This window comes from Asanoa sp. NPDC049573 (assembly GCF_040676615.1).
Classification (GTDB): domain Bacteria; phylum Actinomycetota; class Actinomycetes; order Mycobacteriales; family Micromonosporaceae; genus Asanoa.
This window is the reverse complement of the sequence record NZ_JBFAPI010000007.1, coordinates 30,488-47,458: the sequence shown is the minus strand read 5'-3', so window position 1 is coordinate 47,458 and position 16,971 is coordinate 30,488. Positions and strand designations below refer to the sequence as shown.

Below are 16,971 nucleotides of genomic sequence, written 5' to 3'. Positions count from 1 at the left end.
CACCGCCGCCGGTCGACGCACTAGCGGCGCCCGCCGAAGGTCCAGCTGTGCACCTCGATGTCGCTATAGCGGTCGGCGGTGAGCACCGCGCGCGCCTGCTCGGGATCCGCCGCCTGGAGCAGCGCCGCGGTGCCGAGCCAGGTGGTGCCGTCGTAGGCGAGCAGTGGGCCGTAGGCGATCAGCCGGTCCTGGTCGGCCGGCTGAAGGTCGGCGGCCGCGCCCTGGCCGTGACCGAGCACCAGGTAGTGGGTGCCCTCGGTGCGGTCGCCGGTGAACTCCCACATCGTGCGGCCCAACGTGTTGCGCCACCGGCGGACCAGCACGTCGGCGGCGTATACCCCGGCCCGGTAGTTGGGCTCGTCGAGGGCGAACGCCCGGGCCGCGGCCGGACTGGGCAGGTCGAGGATGTGCACGCTGCCGCTGGGCGTCTCGCCGTCGGCGTGGAAGGTCGGGCCGCGGGCGATCAGGTCGGCCGCGAAACCGTCCATGTAGGACCAGTGCGCTTCGGCCAGTTGCTCGCGCAACGGCAGCGAGCCGGGCCGGTCGCGGTGGTAGACGAAGAATTCCATCTCAGGACAGCTCCGCGAGGGTGGTGAAGAAGTCGGGGTAGGTCTTGGCGACGCAGCCCGGGTCGGCGATCTCGATGCCCGGCGCGCGCAGGCCGAGCAGGGCCAGGCTCATCGCCATCCGGTGGTCGTCGTAGGTCGCGAACCGGGTCGGTCGGGGCGGGCCCGGATGGATGGTGAATCCGTCGTCGTCTTCGACCGCTTCGATGCCGGCCCGACGCAGTTCGGTCACCACCGCGGCGAGCCGGTCGGTCTCCTTGCGCCGGATGAAGCCGATCCCGCGCACCCGGGTCGGCGAGTCCGCGAAGACGGCGACCGCGGCCAGCGTCTGCGCCGTATCCGAGATATCGGCCATGTCGACGTCGATCCCGGTCAGGCCGCCCGTCACCCGCACCGTCAGCGAGTCGGCGGCCCGGGAGACGGTCGCGCCCATCCGCTCGAGCACGTCGGCGAAGGCGACGTCACCCTGCAGGCTCCCGCTGCCCAGCCCGCGCACGGTCACCGTGCCACCGGCGATCGCGGCCGCGCCGAGGAAGTAGGAGGCCGCGCTCGCGTCCGGCTCGATGGCGTAGTCCGTCGGCCGGTAGGAACCCGGTGTCACCTTGAGCCCGTCGGCGGCAACCCCGAACGCCGCCATGACCGCCTTGGTCATCTCGACGTAGGGCACCGACACCAGCGGCGAACTGAGTTCGACGGCCAGGCCGTCGGTCATCAGCGGGCCGGCCATCAACAGCCCGGAGAGGAACTGGCTGGAGATGTGGCCGCTGACCCGCACCGGGCCGCCGCGCAGTGGCCCGCTGACGGTCGCCGGCAGGAAGCCTCCGTCAGCCGACACGTCGGCGCCCAGGTCACGCAGCGCGTCGAGGACCGGGCCGAACGGCCGTGCACGCAACTGGGGAGTGCCGTCCACAACCGTCCGGCCGGGTCGCAGAGCCGCGGAGGGCAGGATGAACCGCGAGGTGGTGCCGGACTGGCGGGCGTCGACGACGGCGTCCGACCGGCCGGTCCGGGGGTCGACCCCGGTCACGGTGACGGTCGCGGCGGCCGGGTCGGCGTCGACCGTGGCACCGAGCGCGGCGATCGCGCCCAGCATGGCGCGCGTGTCATCGGCGAAGAGGGCGCCGGTCAGCGTCGAGGTGCCGGGCGCCAGTGCGGCACAGAGCAGGGCGCGGTTGGTGATGCTCTTGGAACCCGGCGGCCGCACGGTGGCGTCGAGGGGTTCGCGCAGCGGAGAAACGGCGATGACGTCGGGCACAGCCTCGAATGGTGCCATCAGTCGGTGCTGACCGGCAGCGCGGCATAGCCCCGCAGCACCAGGCGGTCACGACGCTCGGCCGGGCCGGCCAGTCGCAGGCGCGGCAGCATCGTCAGCAGCAGCGGGAAGGCGACCTGGGCCTCCAGCCGGGCCAGCGGCGCGCCCAGGCAGTAGTGGGCGCCGCCGCCGAACGACACCGGGGCGATGGTGGGCCGGTCGGGATCGAAGCGGTGCGGGTCGGGATAGCGGGCCGGGTCGCGGTTGGCCGAGCCCAGCAACATGGTCAGCATCGCGCCGGCGGGCAGTTCGCCGTCGTCGCCGAGGTCCACGGAAGCGCTGGTGAACCGGGAGGTCAGCTGCACCGGCGAGTCGTAGCGCAGCATCTCCTCGACGTACGCCGGCGCGAGGGCCGGATCGGCGCGCAACCGGTCGGCCCGCTCCGGCCGCTCGAGCAGGATCGCGAGGCCCGTGCCGAGCAGGTTGGTGGTCGTCTCGAAGCCCGCGACCAACAGCAGCACCAGGTTGGCCAGCAACTCCGCGCCGGTCAGCCCGTCGCCGCCCGCCTCGGCCACGAGCGCGCTGGTCAGGTCTTCGTGCGGCGCCCGCCGGCGATCGGCGATCAGGCCGGTGAAGTAGTCCTCGAGTTCCCGCCCGGCCACGTCGGCCAGGCGCATCTCCTCGTCGGTGCTGATCGGCTCGAGCACCACGGTCAGGTCGGCGGCGCGCTGCCGGAACCACGGCCGATCGGCCTCGGGGATGCCGAGCAGAGCACAGATGACCCCGATCGGCAGCGGGTACGCGAACGCGTTCATGAAGTCGGCGCGCGCGGGCATGGCCCGGATCAGGTCTTCGACCTGGCTCGCGATGACGTCACGGAGCGCGGCGACGCGGCGGGCGGTGAAGGTGGCCGCGGCGGCCCGGCGCACCCGGCTGTGGTCCGGCGGGTTGGTCTGCAGCATCGACAGCACGACCGAGGCGACGCCGCGGTTCTCCCGCCAGTCCGGCCAGGTCTGGTCGTAGTCGGCGGCATCGGCGACGCGCAGGCTCGGGTCGCGCAGCAGCCGATTGACGAGCGCGTGGGTGGTGACGAACCAGCGGCCGTCCAGCGCCTGGAAGACCGGCGCGTGCGCGCGGATCGCGTCGTACGCCGGATAGGGATCGAGACGCCCCTACGGCAGGAACAGCGACGTCAGCGCGGTCTCGTGATCCATCCTTGGCCTCCCCGTGCGCGGATGCCCTGCCATCATGCCCAACGGCCGTCGCCGGATGACCGGGCGGACAACCCGACGTGCCCTTTCCGGCGAACGCAATCGGATGAAACCGACTTATAGGGCAAATCGTTTCGGCGTTTTCCTCCCGATTCACAGCTAGATGTCCGTAACTAGCTAGGACACCAGCTAGCCCCAGCACTTCCGGAGGAAACTCGTGCGAAGGATCGTCGGCATCGTCTCTGCTTCTCTGATCGCTCTCGGCGCCGTTGCCATCGGCGCCGCACCCGCCTCGGCCGGACCGCACGGAGGCGGCGGCCCGACGCACGGGGGGAACCGGCCCCACTCCCGGCCGCACACGCCGCCGGCGTCGCAGCTCATGATCGCGTCCATCCAGTACGACTCGCCCGGCCGCGACGACCGCAGCAACGCGAGCCTCAACGCCGAGTGGGTGTCCATCGTCAACAACGGCCGCCGGCCGGTGAACCTGCGCGGCTACTCCATCGAGGACCGCGACGGCCACGTCTACACGTTCGGCAACACCTGGATCGACGGCGACGGCGGCCGGGTCCGCCTGGCCACCGGCCCGGGCCGCACCTCCGGCAACGTGGTGCACTGGAACAGCCGCAACTACATCTGGAACAACAACGGCGACACCGCCGTGCTGAGCGGGCCGCGCGGGCGGGCGATCGACTCCTGCTCCTACCGTCAGCAGCCCGGCCGCATCCGCGTCGCCTGCTAGCTCGATCGGCTTGACGGGCTCCCGGCGGCTGGTGCTGCCGGGAGCCCCTTCGCGAAAGCGCAATCCGATTGACGGCGCCAGGAAGATACTGACGTGCGCGCATTCGGAGAGTTGGTCGACGAGGCCGCGGCGGTCGACGTGGCCGGGTGGAGCTTCGACTGGCTCGACGGGCGGGCGACCGAAGAGCGACCGCCGTGGGGGTACGCGCGGCTGCTGGCCGCGCGACTGGCCCGGGTCGACTCGGCGCTCGACATCGACACCGGTGGCGGCGAGGTCATCGCCGAGATGCCGCACCTGCCACCCCGGATGGTGGTCACCGAAGGCTGGCCGCCCAACGCCGATCGCGCCCGCCGCCTGCTCTCGCCGCGCGGCGTCGAGGTCGTCACGGCGCGACAGGGCCAGCCGCTACCGTTCCCCGACGCCGGCTTCGCGCTGGTGAGCAGCCGCCACCCGGTGCGCCCAGACTGGGTCGAGATCACCCGGGTGCTGGCCGGGGATGGCACCTACTTCGCCCAACACGTCGGGCCCTCGTCCGCGTTCGAGCTGATCGAGTGGTTCCTCGGTCCGCAGCGCCGGGAGTGCCAGGGCCGGGACCCCGAGCGCGAGGCCGCCGGGGCGCGTGCCGCCGGCCTACGGATCACCCACCTGCGCACCGCCCGCTGCCGGATGGAGTTCTTCGACATCGGCGCGGTCGTCTACATCCTGCGCAAGTGCACCTGGTGGGTGCCCGACTTCAGCGTCGACCGCTATCGCGCCGCGCTCGAAAGCCTCGACGGCCACATCCGCGAGCACGGCGCTTTCGTCGCCCATTCCACCCGCACCTTGATCGAGGCCAAGCCCGCGACCTAGCGCGTCACCCACGGCGTGCGGGAAGTGGGCAACGCGGTCGAGCGGCCTATCGCCGCCGCCGGGTCCGGATGGCCCGCCGATAGGACGACGCGCGAGTGTCCTGCCGCGGGCCGATCGACCCGCCACCGTCGGGAGGGGAACGCGGATGAGACAGGGATTCCTTGGCCGCCTTGCGGCCGTCGTGGTCGCCGGGGTGCTGGTGGCCACCGGCCTGGTTGCGGGAAGCGCGCAGGCGGCCGGCTCGTGCAACCCGGCCGAGCGCGGCTACATGATGCTTTCCACGCACACCACGGTCCGGTTGGAGCGAACGGCGAACTGCACCTACTACGGCCGGCTGGTCGAGACGCACCCGTACGCCGAGGCCGGCATCACGTTCAACATCCGGGTCGAGCGACGCGAGGGCGGTTCGATCACCTCCTGGCGTCAGATCAACATCGAGGGGCCGTACGGCGAGTACAACACCGCCGCGGTCGACGGCTGGTGGTCCGGCGCGGCCAGCCAGGACCAGCACCACGTGTGTTACGCGATCAACTACGGCTTCTGGACCTGCACGGGGTGGGTCGACATCTGATCGGGCAACCGGCGCGTCCGGTGCGACACCGGACGCGCCGTGTCGGCGAACGCCTGACGCCGGCCGGGATGCGGCGAACAATGGCGTTCATGCATGCCGTACGGGCACACCGCAGGGGCGGCCCGGAACAGCTCGTGTACGAGGAGGCGCCGCGGCCCGAACCGGGGCCCGGTGAGGTGCTGGTGGCCGTGAAGGCCGCCGCCATCACCCCGCAGGAGCTGACCTGGTCGGAGACCTGGACACACAGTTCGGACGAGTCGGCGCCCGACCGCACACCGATCATCCCGGCACACGAGTTCTCCGGCGTCGTCGCGGCGACCGGCGAGCAGGTGCGGGACGCGGCGGTCGGCGACGAGGTCTACGGGTTGATCCCGTTCACCGGCGACGGCGCCGCGGCCGAGTTCCTCACGGTTCGGGCCGACGTCGTCGCCGCCAAACCGACCACAGTGGACCACGACCACGCGGCGGCGCTGCCGCTGGCCGCGTTGAGCGCGTTGCAGGCGCTGGTCGACCACGGCGACGTGCTGACCGGCCAGCAGGTGCTCGTGCAGGGCGGTGCCGGCGGTGTGGGCTCCTATGTGGTGCAACTCGGCGCCGACCTCGGCGCACACGTGAGCGCCACGGCCTCGGCCGCCGACGTGGAGTTCGTCATGGACCTGGGCGCCGAGCGGGTCTTCGACTACCAGAACGACCGCTTCGAAGACCACCTCAGCGACGTCGACGTGGTCGTCGACCTGGTCGGCGGCGCCACCCAGGAGCGGTCGTGGTCGGTGCTCAAGCCGGGCGGCATCCTGGTGTCCCTGGCCACACCGCCGGACCAGCACGAAGCCGATCGGCGGGGCGTGCGCGCCGACTATTTCGTCGTCGAGCCCAACGCCGCCGAACTGCGCTCGATCGCCGAGCTCGTCGACCGCGGCCGGCTGACCCCGGTGGTCGACCGGGTGGTGCCGCTGAGCGAGACCCGAGCCGGCTATGCCGCTCTGGCCGAACACGGCCGGCACGGCAAAATCGTCATTCACGTCGCCTAGTTGTACGGCCAAGGGACGTTGGTCAACCTGGTGATGGGTGGCCGGCCGCCGACGGCGGCTCGCCCGCCCGGAACGCCCGGGGGTCTGCCTCATACGCGGCCGGGTGCAGCATCCGCGGCATCGCCGCCGAGCTGGGTCGTTGGCGTGTCCCGACGACACCGGTGCGGCGGAACTGGTTGACTTGGCCTGCTGACGGGGCACGGGGGCGCACATGGCTGAGCGGAGTCCTTCCTCCACGGGCGAGCCGGTCATGGCCTGGCTGGCCCGGCGCGTTGCGCGACAACACCAGGCGGCCGTCGAGTTCGACGATCCCCGGCTGGAATACCGCCGCCTTTTCAGCGAGGCGTGGGGCACCTTCCTGCTGGTGTTGGTCGCCGCCGGCGCCGGCGTCATCGGGGCGACCGCCTTCGGCGCGCAGCTCACTCTCGCCACCAAGGCACTCGCGCCCGGCGTCATGGTGTTGGCGATCATCTTCTTCATGGGCACGATCTCCGGCGCCCATCTCAACCCGGCCGTGACCCTGGCCTTCGCCGTGCGCCGCAACTTCCCGTGGCTGCGAGTGCCCGGCTATATCGTCGCCCAGTTCGCCGGAGCCATCCTCGCCTCGCTTGTCCTGCAATGGATGTACGGCGGCATCATCAATGGCGCCACCTTGCCCACACCGCAGGTGGGCACCTGGGTGGCCGTATCCACCGAGCTGATCCTGACCGCCGGCCTGGTCAGCGTGATCCTCGGCACCGCCTCCGGCGCGCGCAACATCGGCCCGAACGCCGCGCTCGCGGTGGGCGGCTACATCGGGCTGGTTTCCGTCTGGGCAGCACCGGTCACGGGAGCGTCGATGAACCCGGCACGATCCTTCGGTCCCATGCTCGTCGCCGGGGACCTCTCCCACTATTGGATCTACGTCGTCGGCCCACTGCTCGGAGCGCTGGCGGCGGTCACGTTCGAATGGATCCTCAGAGGCCGCGCCACCAGAGCCGGCACAGAAGCGGCCCGCGGCCTCCTCGCCGACGGCGACGACGCGGCTCTCTAGGCAGCGAGGCGCCGCCTAGCCGCCGCGGTAGTGGTCGCGGACCCGGGCCGCATGGCCCTCGGAGAGGGTTTCGCCGACCAGCGGGACGAAGTGCGGCGCGCTGGTGATGGTGTGGCGCGCATGCGGCACGCGTACGCCGTCGGGTTCGATGTCGGCGTCTTCGAGGTCGACGAGGTGGATCGAGCGCAGCAACCGGCCACGGACCACCGCGGCGACGCCCCACGGCATCTCCAGCTCGACGGGATAGCGGTAGACGGCACGGATCTTGCCGGCCGGGCGGTTGTCGCGGTCCTTGAGGTCGCGACCGATCAGCGCAACTGTCATCGGGGCCTCCGGGTGCGGGGGCCTTCAGCCTCGCGCCAACGGTGCCGGCTCCGCATCGGTGGCGACACCCATCTCGGGAGTACGCGCCGGCAGCCGCAGCCGCACCTCGGTGCCGCCCGCCGGGCTGGCGCCGACCGTCAACTCGGCCCCGGCCAGCAGCGCGCGCTCCCGCATCCCGCGGATGCCGGCACCCTCGGGCGCTCCGCGCAGGCCCCGGCCGTCGTCGCGGACCAGCAACTCGACGCCGCCGCCCGGCGTGCGCCGCAGGCTCAGCTCGACCTGCTCGGCCCGGGCGTGCCGGGCGGTGTTGGTCAGCCCCTCCTGCGCCACCCGATAGAACACGGGTTCGGCGTCTTCGGCCAGGTCGGGCAGGTCGGGCTCGATCCGGGCCCGGACGCTCACGCCGCGGGTCGAGTATTCCGTCGCCAGCGACCGCAACGCGCTGGTCAGGCCCAACTCGTGCAGCACGCCGGGGCGCAGCCGGCGGGCGATCCGGCGGATCTCGTCGAGGCTGTTGCGGGTCGTCTCCTGCACCTCGCGCAACTCGGCCCGCACCTCCTCGGGCGCGTGGTCGCCGACCCGTTTGAGCTCCAGCAGCACCGCCGTCAGGCTCTGCCCGACCTCGTCGTGCAACTCCTGGGCGATCCGCCGCCGCTCGTCCTCCTGCGCGGTCAACGCGCGGCCGGCGCTGGTGGCCCGCTCGGCCTCGAGGCGTTCGAGCATGGTGTTGAAGCTGCGCACCAGTGCGGCGATGCCCGAGTTGCCGGTCACCGCCAGGCGGCGACCCGGACGCAGCAGGTCGACGGTCGCCATCGTGCGGGTCAGCCGGGCCAGCGGGGCCAGCCCGACCCGCAGCAGGGCCGCGTTGGCGAGCAGCATCACCGCCAGGGCGGCGAACACCCGGGCCGCCTCGGCCGGCGTGGCCGCGGTCGAGACGCTGGCCGGGGTGAACAGCAGCAGCGTGGTCGCCGCGGACAGCACCGCGGCGTTGAGCAGGAAGATCCGCCAGAACAGGGGCACCCGACGAGCTTGCGGGTCGATCCGCCCCGGCGTCCAACCCGGCACGGCTAAATGGGTGCTGCCACCCATTCGATCGCCGCCGCGGTCTGGAGAATGGAACCGGTGAGCGTCGAAACGATCTTGATTTTCGTCCTGGCCGGGGTCGCGGTGGTGGTTCTGGTCCGGTGGGTGGCGGAGCGCACCAGCCTGCCCGCGGCCGCCCTGCTGCCGCTCATCGGCATCGTCTACGCGGTGCTGCCGGGGCCCAACATCGAGCTGGACCCGAAAATCATCCTGACGTTCGTCATCCCACCACTGCTCTACAGCGCCGCCCTCGACTCGTCGCTGCTTGCGATCCGCCGCAACGTGCGGATCGTGGTCAGCCTCTCGGTGGTGCTGGTGCTCTTCACCGCGCTGGTGATCGGCATCGGGTTCCAGTGGTTCGTCGCCGGGGCGACGCTCGCGGCAGGCATCGCCGTCGGCGCTGCGATCGCGCCGCCCGACCCGGTCGCCGCGCTCGGCGTCGGCCGCAGGGTCGGCCTGCCGCCGCGACTTCTCACGATCATCCAGGGTGAGGGGCTGCTCAACGATGCGACGGCGCTGACCATCCTCAGCGTCGCGGTGGCCGCCGCCGTCGGCGAAGGGTTCTCGTGGGGCTCGGCGATCGGCAAGTTCGCGCTTGCCGCGGCCGGTGGTGTGCTGGTCGGTGGCGCGGTGGCCTACCTGGTCCGGCTGCTGCGCAAGCTGCGCGACGACCCGCTGACCGCCAACGCCATCTCCCTGGTCACGCCGTTCGGGGCCTACCTGGCGGCCGAGGAGCTGCACGTGTCGGGCGTGCTCGCGGTCGTCGTCGCCGGCCTGATCATCGGCCACTACGCGCCGCTGACCGGCTCGGGGGCGAGCCGACTGCAGACCACGGCGGTCTGGCGACTCGTCGACTTCCTGCTCGAGGGCTTCGTGTTCCTGCTGATCGGCCAGCAGTTGCCCCGCGTCGTGCGCGGCCTCGAAGACTACGAGACATCGACCATCCTGATCGCCGTGTCGGTCAGCGTCGGGGTGGTGCTGCTGTTGCGGCCGGTGTGGCTGATCCTCACCCAGTCGCTGCCCCGGTCCTTGCACACCCGCCTGATCAGCGACGACGCCGACACCGCCGAGCCGCGGGTGGTGGCGCAGCGGCACCGGATCGGCCTGCCCGGGCGCGAGGTGGTGGCGCTGAGCTGGGCCGGCACCCGCGGCGTGATCAGCCTGGCCGCCATCTTCTCGCTGCCGTTGACGACCGACAGCGGCGCGCCGTTCCCCGACCGCGACCTGCTGCTGTTCTGCACGTTCGTGGTCGTGCTGGTCACCCTGGTCGGGCAAGGGCTGACTTTCGCGCCGCTGGTGCGGGCACTTGGTCTGCGGGCCAACAAGTCCGACCAGGCCATGTTGCGCAACGAGGCGCGGTCCGCTTCGGTGGAGGCGGCACTGGAACGGCTCACCGAGGTCGCCTCAGAGAACGATCCCGACGAGGTCCGGGCGATCGCAGCCACCCGTGGCCAGCTCAACGCGCGCCTGGCCCGCTACCAGGGTCGGATCGACCTGCTCCGGGATTCAGACTCCGAGGATGTGCCGGTCTCGCCCGGCTACGAGGCCGGGCTGCGGATCCGCCGCGCGGCGATCGACGCGCAGCGCGAGGAACTGCTGCGCTGGCGGGACGCGGGCCGGCTGCCGGACGAGGGGCTGCGGGTGCTGCAGCGCGAGCTCGACCACGAGGAGCGGCTGCTGCCGGACCGCCCGCGCTAGGGCTCGATCAGCCCGACGCGGATCGCGTAGCGGGTCAGTTCCAGACGGTCGCGCAGGCCGAGTTTCTGCAGCAGGTTGGCCCGGTGCCGCTCGACGGTCTTGACGCTGATGTAGAGCAGGTCGGCGATCTGGCGCGACGAGTGGCCCTCGGCGACGAGCTTGAGCACCTCTTCCTCGCGGTCGGTGATGGCCCGGGCCGGCACGCCGGCCAGGTATTGGCGGACCAGCTCTCTGACCGCACCGGGATACAGGAACGGCTCGTCGCGCATCGCGGCCCGACAGGCGGCGACCAGGTCGCGGTCGGCGACCGACTTGAGCACGTATCCGGACGCGCCGACCTTGAGCGCCTCGAAGAAGTACTGCTCGTTGTCGTACATCGTCAGGATCAGGATCTTCAGTTCCGGCAGTGACCGGGACAGCTCGCGCGCGGCCTGCAGCCCGGTGCGGCGCGGCATCGCGATGTCGAGCACCGCCAGGTCCGGGCGCTCCGCCAGGGCGAGGTCGATCGCCTCGGCTCCGTCGGCGGCCTCGGCCACGACGGTCAGCCCGGGCTCGCCGTCGAGGATCAGCCGCACGCCGCGGCGGACCAGCGCGTGGTCGTCGGCGAGCAGGATCCGGGTGTCGGTCACGCACCAACCATGCCAGGTGAGTGCGTGACTCCCCACCGGTGAGTACCGCCGCTCAGGCGCGGGCAGTCCCAACCGGTGACGGTGGAGGGCATGACTGCTCCCGTTGCCCGCAAGACGACCACGGCGTTCTTCGTACAGGCGGCGCTCTCGTTCGGTATCTCGCTGTTCGCGGCGTCGGTCGCGATCGTCTACCTGCCCGTCGGCAGCTGGATTCGCGCGTTCCTCGCGCTGAGCCTGCTCTACGTCGTGACCTCGTCGTTCACGCTGGCCAAGTGCGTGCGCGACCACCAGGAGTCGACCGAGGTGGTCAGCCGGGTCGACCAGGCCCGCCTCGACAAGCTGCTCGCCGAGCACGACCCGTTCAAGGTCCATGCCGGAATACCTGACTAGCCGCGAGCGCGGCGAGGGTGCCTGACTCAGTTGTGCCAGGCCGCCCAGAGGGTGGCGTAGGCGCCGCCCGCGGCGATCAGTTCCGCGGGCGTGCCCAGCTCGACGATCCGGCCGTCGGCCATGACGGCGATCCGGTCGCAGCTCTGGGCCTGGGTCAGCCGGTGTGCGACCACGACCGCGGTGCGGTCCTGCAGCAGGGCGGCGCTGGCCTGCTCGAGCTGGCGGGCGCCGGCGCTGCCGGCCTCGGCGCTGGCCTCGTCGAGGATCACCACCGGCGGGTCGACCAGCGCGATCCGGGCCAGCGCGAGTTGCTGCGCCTGGCTGGCGGTGAGCGGGTGCTCGCCGTCGCCGACCCGGGTCGCCAGACCGGCGGGCAGCGCGGCGACCCAGGCGTCGGCGCCGGCCAGCTTGACCGCCGCGAGCAGGTCGTCGTCGGTCGCGTCGGGCGCGGCCAGCCGCAGGTCGTCGGCCAGCGTGCCGGCGAACACGTGCACCTCCTGGGTGACCACGCCGACCAGCCGCCGCAGCTCGTCGGGTGCCAGGTCGCCGATCGGCCGCCCACCGAGCCGCACCTCGCCGCCGGTGGCCGGGAAGACGCCGCCGAGGATCGCCGCCAGCGTGGTCTTGCCCGCGCCGCTCGCGCCGACGACCGCCAGGGACTGGCCGGGCGGGATCTCGATCGACACGTCGTGCAGCACCGCCGGGCCGCCCGGGTAGTGGTGCCGGACCGCGGTGGCGACGACGTCGGTCGGCCGGCGTGCGACGGCCCGCCCCGACGGCGCGGGGATATGCAGTTCGGCGACGCCGACGAGCCGGGCCAGCGCGGCGCCGGCCGACTGCACGTCGTTGAAGGTGAGCAGCAGCAGGCCGAGCGGGCCGAACAGCCGGTGGAACAGCAGCGCGGCTGCGGTCACCTCGCCGACCGTGGTCGCGTCCGCGCGCACCAAAAGGAACCCGGTCAGCAGCACGGCGCTGAGGCCGAGGGCCTCGGCGTAGTTCATCACGTTGGCGAACCAGAGAAACCCGCGCACCGCGTGCAGCCGGGCGTCGACGGCGCCGCGCGACGCCGCGTCGACCCGGGCGCTCTGCCGCTCCTCCATGCCGTAGGCGTGCACGGTGCGCGCGCCGGTGAACGTGCTCAGCAGGCTCTGCGTGCGCGCCGCGACGGCCCGGCGTTCGGCGGCGTAGCGGGCCTCGGCCTGCGGGATGAACCGGCGCAGGCTGATCGCGTACAGCGGGAAGACGACCAGGAACGCCAGCGCGATCCGCCAGTCGAGGGTCGCGAAACCGGCGAAGGTGATGGCGACGGTGACCAGCGCCGCGAACACCTCGGCGGCGAGCCGGGTCGCGTCGGTGACCCGCTCGACGTCGTCGGTGACCCGGGAGGCGACGTCGCCGGCGCCGGCCGCTTCCAGCCGGGCCGCGTCCATCCGCAACGCGTGGTCGAGCACCTCCTCGCGCAGGTCGGCGCAGGCCCGCGCGCCCCACTCGGCGACTAGAGCGCGCGAGACGCCCACCAGCACGGCGGCGGCCAGGCCGGCGGCCAGGATCCAGCCGGCCATGGCCAGCAGTGACCGGGTCGCCCCCTGCGCGGCGACCAGATCGACCAACCGGCCGAGCAGGATCGGCACGGCGACCGCCGCACCGCTGGCCGCGGCCGACGACAGCACCGCGGCGAGGCCGAGACCGGGATAGCGGCGTAGCTTGCGGCCGAACGCGCCGGCGGTGGCCCGGCCGCCGGCGACGGGCAGGAGAGCCGTCATCGCAACACCACATCCGCGTACGCCGGGAGTTCGAGCAATTGTCGGTGCCCTCCGGTGGCGGCGACCCGGCCGCCGTGCACGAACACCACGCGGTCGCAGCGGTCGAGCAGCGGCGCGCTGGTGGTGACCAGCACGGTCGCCCGCCCGGACCGATGCTCGCGGATGCCCTCGGCGATGGCGTGCTCGGTGACCGCGTCGACCGCGGTCGTCGGGTCGCGGAAGGCCATCACCGGCCGGTCGGCCAGCAACGCGCGGGCCACCGCGAGCCGCTGCCGTTGCCCGCCCGAGAGGTTGACGCCGTGGTCGAGCAACTCGTGGTCGAGCCCGCGGCCACCGGCGACCAGATCGCCGGTCGACGCCGCCGCCATGGCCGCGGCCATCGCCGCGTCGTCCTGGTCGTCGCTGGTGCGCAACGCCTCGCGCAGCGTCTCGCCGAACAGGTCGACGGTGTGCGGCTCGACCAGCAGGGCCCGGTGCAGCGAGGCGACGTCGAGGTCGGCCAGCGGGATGCCGGCCAGCGTCACCTTTCCGCGCTGCGGCACCCGGGTGCCGGCGAGCACCTCGGTGACCGCGTCCGCGGCGGAGATCTCGGTGGTCGCCACGCCGAGCAACTCGCCCGGGTCGACGGTGAAGCTGACCCCGTCGAGGCCCGGCGTGTGCACGTCGTCGAGGGCGAGCGGGCCGGCCACGGCCGGCTCGGTGCCGGACCCGGTGCGGGCCGGCGCCCAGATGATCTCGGCGACGCGGGTCGCGCTGGCCCGCACGGTGGCGTATTCGAGGACGCAGCGCGCGAGGTTGAGCACCGGGTCGGTGAGGAACGCGGCCAGCCCGACGATCGTGATCAGCTCGCCGATCGTGATCCGGCCGCGCAGGGCGAACCAGCCCGACAGCGCGGCCACGACCGCGATCAGCAGGCTGGTGGTGAACGTCGAGACGCCGATGAACGCCGCGCCGGCCCTGACCGCGCCGACGTTGGCCCGCAACGAGGTGCGGCTGGCCGTGCGGTAGCGCCGGGCGGCCTCGTCGACGCCGCCGAACCCGCGCAGCGGCCGCAGCCCGGTCAGCAGGTCGGACGCGGTCGCGGCGGACTCGCCGATCGCCTGCTGCTGCGCCGAGGTGCGCCGCTCGACCAGCGGACCGAGCGCGTTGAGCGCCAGCACGAGCACCGGGACGCCGACCACCAGGCCGATGCCGAGCGACCAGTCGATCCGCAGCAGCACCACGACCGAGACGACCAGACCGACGGACGCGGCGACCGCCCGGCTGCCCAGCTCCAGGAACTGCGACGCGGCCTGGGTGTCGGTGGTCGCGATCGAGAGCAGCTCGCCGGTCTGCCGGTCGGTGCTGATTCCCCGCCCGGTGATCAGCCGCCGCACCACGGCCATCCGCAGCAGATGCGACTCCTCCTGCCCGGCCTTGGAGATGAACCAGAAACCGCTGCGCCAGCCCATGGTGAGCGCGGTGAACAGGGCGAACACGCCGACCAGCGACCAGATCATCGCCGCGCCGGAGCCGGTGCCGACGGCCTGGTCGATCACCACACCGATCGCGACCGGCACGAGGGCCTCGCAGATCTGGTGCATCGCCCAGAAGCCGGTGGTCAGCGCGACGCCGCGGCGCTGCCGCCGGAACATGTCGCCGACCAGCCGGCGGGTGTGGTCCGCCATGGCTGGTGTCATCCCCCGCTCAAGAAAGTTAGGAGAGGCTAACTGCGAGTTCCGGCGTGCGCCAACCGGATATCGAAACGCCGCAACGTTTCCACCGCCCGCCGAACGGGTGGTGCGCCGGGATGCCATGGCGCGGCCCTTCGTGGGCTGCCGCCGCGTACCCGGGTGGTGGTCGTGCTGCGTTATCTCGACGACCTGCCGGAGGCCGCGGTCGCCGCCCAAGTCGGCTGGCCGGTCGGCACTCCTAAGGAACGTTAGATGCTAAGGTCGATGTCAATACTCAGGGTCATCGATCGCAGGGGGCGTTTCCGATGGTAGGGCGGGTCGCCCGGTCCGGGAACCGGGTTCGCTTCGACAGCAAGGACGCGCTGCTGGCCGGCGGTGTCGACGTGCGGGCGTTGCGGTACCAGCGGGCCAGTCAGGACAAGAAAGAGCAGGGCAAGAGCGTCGGCGACCAGGGCAAGCTGAACCTTGCCGAGATCACCAAGCGATCCTGGTCGGACGCCGGTTCGTTCACGGACAACCATCGCTCCGCGAGTCGGCACGCGACGAAGGATCGGCCGGAGTTCGAGTTGCTGATCGAGCAGATCCGCGCGGGCAAGGGTGACGTGCTGGTGCTGTGGGAGATCTCCCGCAAGGAACGAGACCTTGCGGTGTACGTGCGGATCCGGGACATGTGCACCGAGGTCGGCTTGTTCTTCTGGCTCGTAGGCGGGGTGCTGTATGACCTGCGGGACAAGAACGACCGGATGATGCTTGGTTTCCAGGCTGTGCAGGCGGAGTGGTTGGCTGACTCGATCCGGGACAACGTGTTGCGTGGGGTGGCGCTGGCCGCGGAGGCGGGCCGGCCGCACGGGAAGGTGACCTACGGGTACCGGCGGATCTATGACCAGCGGACCAAAGCGCTGCTGCGGCAGGAGCCGGACACCGAGATTCGGACGGCGGTCGGCGCGGACGGGACGATCACCGAGTACAGCCACGCCGGGATCGTCCGGGACAACTTCACGAAGGTCGCGGCCGGCGTTCCGCTGATCACGATCGAAGAGCAGCTGAACGCCAAGGGCGTCCCGTCGCCGGAGGGCAAGACATGGCGGCGCGGGATCATCCGCAAGCAGGTGATGAACCCGGCTTACATCGGCAAGCGGGTGTTCCGGGGCGAGGTGATCGGGGACGGGGACTGGCCGGCGCTGCTGGCCGGCAAGGATGAGGAAACCTATTGGGCGTGTGTGCGTCTGTTGGAGGACCCGTCGCGTAAGACGACCCGGGCCGGGCGGGCGGTTCACCTGTTGTCGTACATCGTGGCGTGTGGGGTGTGCGGCGGCCCAGTCTCGTCCGGGCGGGTGAGCCGGCATGGATGGGAAGGCCGGGTGTACTCGTGCCTGAGGAAGCGGTGCGCGGCCGTCAAGGCGCAGTTCCTGGACGAGTACGTGGAGCGGACAGTCGTGGCGTGGCTGTCACTGCCGGAGACCAGCGATGTGCTGTCGTCGCTGTCAGGGGGCGACGAGCAGGCAGCCCAAGCCCGTGCGGAGGCAGCGCGGCTGCGCAAGGAGCTGGAGGACTGGCGCAGGCTGGGCGAGCAGGGCGAGGTGTCCGCGGTCGCCTACGCCCGCGCGGAGAAAGGGTTGACCGTGCAGATCGCCGAGCACGAGCAGCGGGCGGAGCAGGCGGGGATCCCGCCGGTGCTGCGCGGGATGATCGGCGAACACGCCGCGCGCAGATGGGCCGAGTTGGGTGATGAGGTCGCGGTGAAGCGCGAGGTCATCCGTCTGGTGGCGGACATTAAACTGTTGCGGGCCGGCAAAGGCAACCGGGCGCCCTTCGGAGCTCACCGGCTGGAGTGGACGTGGCGGTTCCGGGCGCAGTCTGGACAGGACGCGGCGTAGCTCTTCATTGCGCGGATGTCGGGCCAGGCAATTGACTGGGTACGGCCCGGCCCGACTGGTCGGCGGTCAGGCGGCGCGGTCGGTGGCGGTGTCAGGTTCGTTCCACCGCAGCATCCGCGCGATCCGGATCGCCAGGTCCGCGGGAATCGGCGGCGCGGTCCGGGCCAATGCTTGGATCTCGTCTTCGATCGCCGGGTCGAGCAGGTAACGGGCCATCGGTAAAGTCCCCCGCGCCTGCGGATGGCCGGGTGTGGCGGCGTACGGGTTGTCGGAGGTAGTGAG

General features: G+C 71.9%; 17 protein-coding genes and 1 pseudogene. 9 read left to right on the top strand and 9 right to left on the bottom strand.

What is annotated here, in order from left to right:
* Nucleotides 1-20: 20 nt before the first annotated feature.
* The 3 genes and pseudogenes from AB0J74_RS17730 to AB0J74_RS17720 form a co-directional block, all read right to left on the bottom strand.
* On the bottom strand, nucleotides 21-569 hold the full coding sequence (locus tag AB0J74_RS17730; RefSeq protein WP_363449023.1) for a YciI family protein: 549 nt from the start codon (nucleotides 567-569) through the stop codon (nucleotides 21-23).
* 1 nt (nucleotide 570) lies between these two features.
* A complete protein-coding gene (gene aroA, locus AB0J74_RS17725) occupies nucleotides 571-1,839 on the bottom strand; it encodes a 3-phosphoshikimate 1-carboxyvinyltransferase (protein ID WP_363449021.1) in 1,269 nt (422 codons plus the stop codon).
* A pseudogene (locus AB0J74_RS17720) lies at nucleotides 1,839-3,032 on the bottom strand (cytochrome P450). Before AB0J74_RS17720 ends, aroA begins: the two are co-directional and overlap by 1 nt.
* 214 nt (nucleotides 3,033-3,246) lie before the next feature.
* Between AB0J74_RS17720 and AB0J74_RS17715 the strand changes: the two are divergent.
* The 5 genes from AB0J74_RS17715 (at nucleotide 3,247) to AB0J74_RS17695 (ending at nucleotide 7,252) form a co-directional block, all read left to right on the top strand.
* Nucleotides 3,247-3,771 (top strand): lamin tail domain-containing protein, encoded by a 525-nt coding sequence (locus tag AB0J74_RS17715; RefSeq protein ID WP_363449019.1) that lies wholly within the window; start codon nucleotides 3,247-3,249, stop codon nucleotides 3,769-3,771.
* Nucleotides 3,772-3,864: 93 nt separating this feature from the next.
* Nucleotides 3,865-4,620 (top strand): SAM-dependent methyltransferase, encoded by a 756-nt coding sequence (locus AB0J74_RS17710; protein ID WP_363449017.1) that lies wholly within the window; start codon nucleotides 3,865-3,867, stop codon nucleotides 4,618-4,620.
* A 145-nt stretch (nucleotides 4,621-4,765) separates the two neighbouring features.
* Nucleotides 4,766-5,191 (top strand): hypothetical protein, encoded by a 426-nt coding sequence (locus AB0J74_RS17705; RefSeq protein ID WP_363449015.1) that lies wholly within the window; start codon nucleotides 4,766-4,768, stop codon nucleotides 5,189-5,191.
* Between the two features lie 89 nt (nucleotides 5,192-5,280).
* On the top strand, nucleotides 5,281-6,219 hold the full coding sequence (locus tag AB0J74_RS17700; RefSeq protein ID WP_363449013.1) for an NADP-dependent oxidoreductase: 939 nt from the start codon (nucleotides 5,281-5,283) through the stop codon (nucleotides 6,217-6,219).
* A gap of 211 nt (nucleotides 6,220-6,430) precedes the next feature.
* Entirely contained in the window at nucleotides 6,431-7,252 is an 822-nt protein-coding gene (locus tag AB0J74_RS17695; protein ID WP_363449011.1) for an aquaporin, read from the top strand.
* A gap of 15 nt (nucleotides 7,253-7,267) precedes the next feature.
* Here the strand turns inward: AB0J74_RS17695 and AB0J74_RS17690 are convergent, their stop codons facing one another.
* Both AB0J74_RS17690 and AB0J74_RS17685 read right to left on the bottom strand, forming a co-directional pair.
* Complete coding sequence (locus AB0J74_RS17690; protein WP_363449009.1) at nucleotides 7,268-7,576, bottom strand: hypothetical protein; 309 nt, start codon at nucleotides 7,574-7,576, stop codon at nucleotides 7,268-7,270.
* 24 nt (nucleotides 7,577-7,600) lie between these two features.
* Nucleotides 7,601-8,596 (bottom strand): sensor histidine kinase, encoded by a 996-nt coding sequence (locus tag AB0J74_RS17685; protein WP_363449007.1) that lies wholly within the window; start codon nucleotides 8,594-8,596, stop codon nucleotides 7,601-7,603.
* A 93-nt stretch (nucleotides 8,597-8,689) separates the two neighbouring features.
* On the opposite strand from AB0J74_RS17685, the gene AB0J74_RS17680 reads away from it, so the two are divergent.
* On the top strand, nucleotides 8,690-10,357 hold the full coding sequence (locus AB0J74_RS17680; protein WP_363449005.1) for a Na+/H+ antiporter: 1,668 nt from the start codon (nucleotides 8,690-8,692) through the stop codon (nucleotides 10,355-10,357).
* Here AB0J74_RS17680 and AB0J74_RS17675 read toward each other — a convergent pair.
* Complete coding sequence (locus AB0J74_RS17675; protein ID WP_363449003.1) at nucleotides 10,354-10,986, bottom strand: response regulator transcription factor; 633 nt, start codon at nucleotides 10,984-10,986, stop codon at nucleotides 10,354-10,356. The two genes, AB0J74_RS17680 and AB0J74_RS17675, sit on opposite strands and share 4 nt — an antisense overlap.
* 90 nt (nucleotides 10,987-11,076) lie before the next feature.
* Here AB0J74_RS17675 and AB0J74_RS17670 point away from each other — a divergent pair, with 90 nt between their 5' ends.
* On the top strand, nucleotides 11,077-11,376 hold the full coding sequence (locus tag AB0J74_RS17670) for a YiaA/YiaB family inner membrane protein (RefSeq protein ID WP_363449001.1): 300 nt from the start codon (nucleotides 11,077-11,079) through the stop codon (nucleotides 11,374-11,376).
* A 26-nt stretch (nucleotides 11,377-11,402) separates the two neighbouring features.
* On the opposite strand, the gene AB0J74_RS17665 is transcribed toward AB0J74_RS17670, so the two are convergent.
* Together AB0J74_RS17665 and AB0J74_RS17660 are read right to left on the bottom strand one after the other, a co-directional pair.
* A complete protein-coding gene (locus AB0J74_RS17665; RefSeq protein ID WP_363448999.1) occupies nucleotides 11,403-13,139 on the bottom strand; it encodes an ABC transporter ATP-binding protein in 1,737 nt (578 codons plus the stop codon).
* The gene (locus AB0J74_RS17660; RefSeq protein WP_363448997.1) at nucleotides 13,136-14,806 is read right to left on the bottom strand and encodes an ABC transporter ATP-binding protein; all 1,671 of its coding nucleotides are present in this window, start codon (nucleotides 14,804-14,806) and stop codon (nucleotides 13,136-13,138) included. The genes AB0J74_RS17665 and AB0J74_RS17660 overlap by 4 nt, the downstream gene beginning before the upstream one ends.
* Nucleotides 14,807-14,848: 42 nt before the next feature.
* Here AB0J74_RS17660 and AB0J74_RS17655 point away from each other — a divergent pair, with 42 nt between their 5' ends.
* Both AB0J74_RS17655 and AB0J74_RS17650 read left to right on the top strand, forming a co-directional pair.
* Nucleotides 14,849-15,064, top strand: coding sequence for a sigma factor-like helix-turn-helix DNA-binding protein (locus AB0J74_RS17655; RefSeq protein WP_363449625.1), 216 nt, complete (start codon nucleotides 14,849-14,851; stop codon nucleotides 15,062-15,064).
* Nucleotides 15,065-15,117: 53 nt separating this feature from the next.
* Nucleotides 15,118-16,689 carry a recombinase family protein gene (locus AB0J74_RS17650; RefSeq protein WP_363448995.1) on the top strand — a complete coding sequence of 524 codons (1,572 nt, stop codon included), beginning with the start codon at nucleotides 15,118-15,120 and terminating at the stop codon, nucleotides 16,687-16,689.
* 66 nt (nucleotides 16,690-16,755) lie between these two features.
* Here AB0J74_RS17650 and AB0J74_RS17645 read toward each other — a convergent pair whose 3' ends face one another.
* The gene (locus tag AB0J74_RS17645; protein WP_363448993.1) at nucleotides 16,756-16,905 is read right to left on the bottom strand and encodes a hypothetical protein; all 150 of its coding nucleotides are present in this window, start codon (nucleotides 16,903-16,905) and stop codon (nucleotides 16,756-16,758) included.
* Nucleotides 16,906-16,971: the final 66 nt, after the last annotated feature.

Bases quoted from the DNA above. Each gene is read 5' to 3' on its own strand.
- AB0J74_RS17730 (WP_363449023.1), bottom strand. From the start codon at position 569: ATGGAATTCTTCGTCTACCACCGCGACCGGCCCGGCTCGCTGCCGTTG.
- aroA (WP_363449021.1), bottom strand. From the start codon at position 1,839: ATGGCACCATTCGAGGCTGTGCCCGACGTCATCGCCGTTTCTCCGCTG.
- AB0J74_RS17705 (WP_363449015.1), top strand. From the start codon at position 4,766: ATGAGACAGGGATTCCTTGGCCGCCTTGCGGCCGTCGTGGTCGCCGGG.
- AB0J74_RS17700 (WP_363449013.1), top strand. From the start codon at position 5,281: ATGCATGCCGTACGGGCACACCGCAGGGGCGGCCCGGAACAGCTCGTG.
- AB0J74_RS17695 (WP_363449011.1), top strand. From the start codon at position 6,431: ATGGCTGAGCGGAGTCCTTCCTCCACGGGCGAGCCGGTCATGGCCTGG.
- AB0J74_RS17690 (WP_363449009.1), bottom strand. From the start codon at position 7,576: ATGACAGTTGCGCTGATCGGTCGCGACCTCAAGGACCGCGACAACCGC.
- AB0J74_RS17680 (WP_363449005.1), top strand. From the start codon at position 8,690: ATGGAACCGGTGAGCGTCGAAACGATCTTGATTTTCGTCCTGGCCGGG.
- AB0J74_RS17670 (WP_363449001.1), top strand. From the start codon at position 11,077: ATGACTGCTCCCGTTGCCCGCAAGACGACCACGGCGTTCTTCGTACAG.
- AB0J74_RS17665 (WP_363448999.1), bottom strand. From the start codon at position 13,139: ATGACGGCTCTCCTGCCCGTCGCCGGCGGCCGGGCCACCGCCGGCGCG.
- AB0J74_RS17660 (WP_363448997.1), bottom strand. From the start codon at position 14,806: ATGGCGGACCACACCCGCCGGCTGGTCGGCGACATGTTCCGGCGGCAG.
- AB0J74_RS17650 (WP_363448995.1), top strand. From the start codon at position 15,118: ATGGTAGGGCGGGTCGCCCGGTCCGGGAACCGGGTTCGCTTCGACAGC.
- AB0J74_RS17645 (WP_363448993.1), bottom strand. From the start codon at position 16,905: ATGGCCCGTTACCTGCTCGACCCGGCGATCGAAGACGAGATCCAAGCA.